Raw genomic sequence first — 3,966 nt, forward strand, 5'->3', positions numbered from 1 at the left:
GCGGGGCGGCGCCCGGCACGGCGTCGGGGAAGGAGCGGTAGACGACGACGAGCTGGTCGCTCTCCTCGAAGGCGGCGGGGTGCGCGACGGGCTCGAGGTGCACCGACGGCACCACCACGGCACGGTGGTCGTGCCAGTCGCCGAGGAAGGCGGCGGGGGGCGCCAGACCCAGTGACCGCGACCGACCGTGCAGCGCGCGGAGCAGGTCCGGGACGGTTATCAGACGGTCGGGCACCCGTTCATGCTTACACGCGACTGTGCAGGTGAAGAAGTTATTACCTTGCACTCTGCGGAAGTTGTTGACAAGGTTTCATGAATGTCCAGTTCCAGCCAACAGAAGAGTGACCCCGCCTCGACTCCGGTCGGTAAGCCCCGAGCCGACCTCGCCGTGATCATCCCGACCACCGTGATCGCCCTCATCGTGGTGGTCTGGGGTGCGTTCTACACGGCGTCGTTCGAGAACGCCGCGGGTAATGCGTTCTCGCTGGTGGTCGAGACCGTGGGCTGGTTGTTCATCCTCGTCTCCACCACCGTCGTGGCCTACACGATCTACCTCGCGTTCTCCCGCTTCGGCGGGATCCGTCTGGGTGGCGACAACGAGAAGCCGGAGTACTCCACCAAGTCCTGGATCGCGATGATGTTCGCCGCCGGTATGGGCATCGGCCTGATGTTCTACGGCGTCTCCGAGCCGCTCACGCACTACCAGACCCCGCCCCCCGGGCAGGAGCAGCAGTACGACGTGGCCATGGCCACCACGGCCTTCCACTGGACCCTGCACCCGTGGGCGATGTACGCCGTCGTCGGCCTCGCGCTCGGCCTGGCCGCGTACCGCTTCAAGCGCGGGCATCTGGTCTCCCAGGCGTTCGTCCCGCTCATCGGTCAGAAGCGGGCCAGCGGGTGGATCGGCAAGGTGCTCGACGTGGCGACCGTCGTGGCCACCATCTTCGGCACCGCGGCCTCGCTGGGGCTGGGCGCGCTGCAGATCCGGGCCGGGCTCAACGAGACCGGCGCGGTCGACGGCGGCGGGATCGCCCTCGTGGTGGGCGTCATCGTGGTGCTGGGACTGGTGTTCCTCGCCTCGGCCGCCTCCGGGATCGGCAACGGCATCCGGATCCTGTCCAACATCAACCTGGTGCTGGCCGTCTCGCTCGCCCTGTTCGTGGCCATCTTCTCGGGGGCCCTGTTCTTCATGCTCGACCTCATCCCCACCACGATCGGCACCTACTTCTCCGACTTCTTCGAGATGGCCTCCCGCACCGCGGTGAGTGAGAACGGTGAAGCCGCCGGGTGGCTGTCCTCGTGGACCGTCTTCTACTGGGCGTGGTGGATCTCCTGGTCGCCCTTCGTCGGCATGTTCCTCGCCCGGATCAGCCGCGGCCGCACGGTCCGCGAGTTCATCATCGGCGTGGTCCTGGTCCCCAGCACCCTGTCGGTGATCTGGTTCTCCATCTTCGGTGGCTTCGCCCTCTACCTCGAGGAGGCCGGACGAAGCGTCTTCGGGGACGGTTCTCTCGAACCGCAGCTGTTCAACCTGCTCCGCGAGCTCCCCCTCGCGCCGGTGCTGATGGTGGTGGCGATGGCGCTCATCGCCGTCTTCTTCATCACCTCGGCCGACTCGGCGTCGATCGTCATGGGCGGGATGGCCCAGTACGGGATCGAGGAGCCCTCGCGGTGGATCGTCATGCTCATGGGCTCGTTCACGGCCGCGGTCGCGATCATCATGCTGGTGGCCGGTGACGGAGGCGGGAACGCGCTGTCGAGTCTGCAGAACATGACCATCATCGCGGCGTCACCGTTCGTGCTGGTGCTGATCGCCCTGTGCGTGTCGATCCACAAGTCGCTCTCGAGCGATCCGGCGGCCGAGAACGCATGAGGCGGGCCGGGTGTACGCCCGGCACGGACCCCGCGGACGCGACCACTAGTCTGGGACCCATGGCGAAGACAGTCCTGACCGCGGTCGCATGGCCGTACGCGAACGGCCCCCGGCACATCGGTCACGTCTCGGGTTTCGGGGTGCCGTCGGACGTCTTCTCCAGGTACCAGCGGATGGCGGGCAACGACGTCCTGATGGTCTCGGGCACCGACGAGCACGGCACCCCGCTTCTGGTGCAGGCCGAGAAGGAGGGCGTGTCGGTCCAGTCACTCGCCGACCGGTACAACCGGGTCATCGTCGACGACCTGGCGGGCCTGGGGCTGAGCTACGACCTGTTCACCCGGACCACCACCCGGAACCACTACGCGGTGGTCCAGGAACTCTTCCGCGGTCTGCACAGCAACGGGTACATGGTGGCCAAGACCACCACCGGGGCCGTGAGCCCGTCCACGGGCCGCACGCTGCCGGACCGGTACATCGAGGGCACCTGCCCGATCTGCGGCTACGACGGTGCCCGCGGTGACCAGTGCGACAACTGCGGCAACCAGCTCGACCCGGCGGACCTGACGAACCCGGTCTCCAAGATCAACGGGGAGACCCCGACGTTCATCGAGACCGAGCACTGGTTTCTCGACCTGCCCGCGCTCGCGGACTCGCTGGGGGACTGGCTCTCCGGGCGGAAGGACTGGCGACCCAACGTCCTGAAGTTCTCGCTCAACCTCCTCGAGGACCTTCGTCCGCGGGCGATGAGCCGCGACATCGACTGGGGTATCCCGATCCCGGTCGAGGGGTGGCAGGATCGCGGAGACAAGAAGCTCTACGTGTGGTTCGACGCCGTCGTGGGGTACCTCTCCGCCTCCATCGAGTGGGCCTGGCGCTCCGGCGAGCCCGAGGCGTGGCGGCGGTGGTGGACCGACCCCGAGGCCGTGTCCCACTATTTCATGGGCAAGGACAACATCACCTTCCACTCGCAGATCTGGCCGGCCGAGCTCATCGGCTACGACGGCCGGGGCGCGCACGGCGGACGGCCGGGGGCGCTCGGCGCGCTGAATCTGCCCACCGAGGTGGTCTCGTCCGAGTTCCTCACCATGTCCGGGTCCAAGTTCTCCTCCTCGCGCGGGGTGGTGATCTACGTCCGCGACTTCCTGGCGGAGTTCGGCCCCGATTCGCTGAGGTACTTCATCTCGGTGGCCGGCCCGGAGAACCAGGACACCGACTTCACCTGGGACGAGTTCGTCCGACGTACCAACGCCGAGCTGGTGGGCGGCTGGGGCAACCTGGTCAACCGCACGGTGTCGATGGCGCACAAGAACTTCGGCGAGATCCCCCGGCCCGCGACCCTGACCGATCTGGACGCCGAACTGCTGCGCGACGCGGAGGCCGCCTTCGCCACGGTCGGCGGCCATCTCGAGCGTTCCCGCTTCAAGGCCGGTGCCACCGAGGCCATGCGGATCGTCGGCGCCGCCAACCGGTACATCGCCGCCACCGAACCGTGGAAGCTCGCCAAGGACCCCGACCAACGCGAGCGCCTGGGCACCGTCCTGCACACCGCCCTGCAGGTGGTCTCCGACGCCAACACCCTGCTCACCCCCTATCTGCCGTCCGCCGCGCAGCAGATCCACGGCGCGATCGGCGGGCAGGGGGTGTGGGCCGCGGCGCCGCAGGTCCACGAGGTGACCGACGACATGCCGGTGGACCTGGTCGGTGCGGGGCTGCCCGAGGCCGGTCGCAGCTATCCCGTCATCATGGGTGACTACGCCTCCGAGCAGGCCCGGTGGGCGCGTACCGAGCTGACCCCCGGGACCCCGCTGGCCAAGCCCAGCCCCCTGTTCGCCAAGGTCGACCCGGATCTCGCCGAGACCGGGCCCGACTGGGCGCCGATCCAGCAGGCGGAGTGACCGGGACCCATGGGTAAGCGCAAGCCCCGTCCGACGCCCGTCCTCCCCGAGCCGCTGCCGGGCCTGGTCGACGCCCACACGCACCTGTACTCCTGCGGTCATCGCACGGCGGACGAGGTGCGTGGCGCGGCGGATCGGGCGGCCCTGGCGGGGGTGGCGGCGATGGTGACCGTGGGCGACGACCTGGCGGAGTCC

At 68.6% G+C, this 3,966-nt stretch carries 2 protein-coding genes and 2 pseudogenes; 3 read left to right on the top strand and 1 reads right to left on the bottom strand.

The features are described from left to right. Positions 1-235, bottom strand: a pseudogene (locus tag G6019_RS10565) (aminodeoxychorismate synthase component I); the annotation flags it as partial. 81 nt (positions 236-316) lie between these two features. On the opposite strand from G6019_RS10565, the gene G6019_RS10570 reads away from it, so the two are divergent. The 3 genes and pseudogenes from G6019_RS10570 to G6019_RS10580 all read left to right on the top strand — a co-directional run. Beyond that, positions 317-1,873 (top strand): BCCT family transporter, encoded by a 1,557-nt coding sequence (locus G6019_RS10570; RefSeq protein WP_182612958.1) that lies wholly within the window; start codon positions 317-319, stop codon positions 1,871-1,873. 59 nt (positions 1,874-1,932) lie between these two features. Further along, positions 1,933-3,771: a methionine--tRNA ligase gene (gene metG, locus G6019_RS10575; protein WP_107756952.1), complete on the top strand. Its 1,839-nt coding sequence runs from the start codon at positions 1,933-1,935 to the stop codon at positions 3,769-3,771. 9 nt (positions 3,772-3,780) lie between these two features. Beyond that, positions 3,781-3,966 (top strand): annotated as a pseudogene (locus G6019_RS10580) (TatD family hydrolase); the annotation flags it as partial.

Source organism: Dietzia sp. DQ12-76 (genome assembly GCF_014145045.1).
In the GTDB taxonomy this organism is placed as follows: domain Bacteria; phylum Actinomycetota; class Actinomycetes; order Mycobacteriales; family Mycobacteriaceae; genus Dietzia.

Coding starts and splice junctions, on each gene's coding strand:
- G6019_RS10570 (WP_182612958.1), top strand. CDS start 317: ATGTCCAGTTCCAGCCAACAGAAGAGTGACCCCGCCTCGACTCCGGTC.
- metG (WP_107756952.1), top strand. CDS start 1,933: ATGGCGAAGACAGTCCTGACCGCGGTCGCATGGCCGTACGCGAACGGC.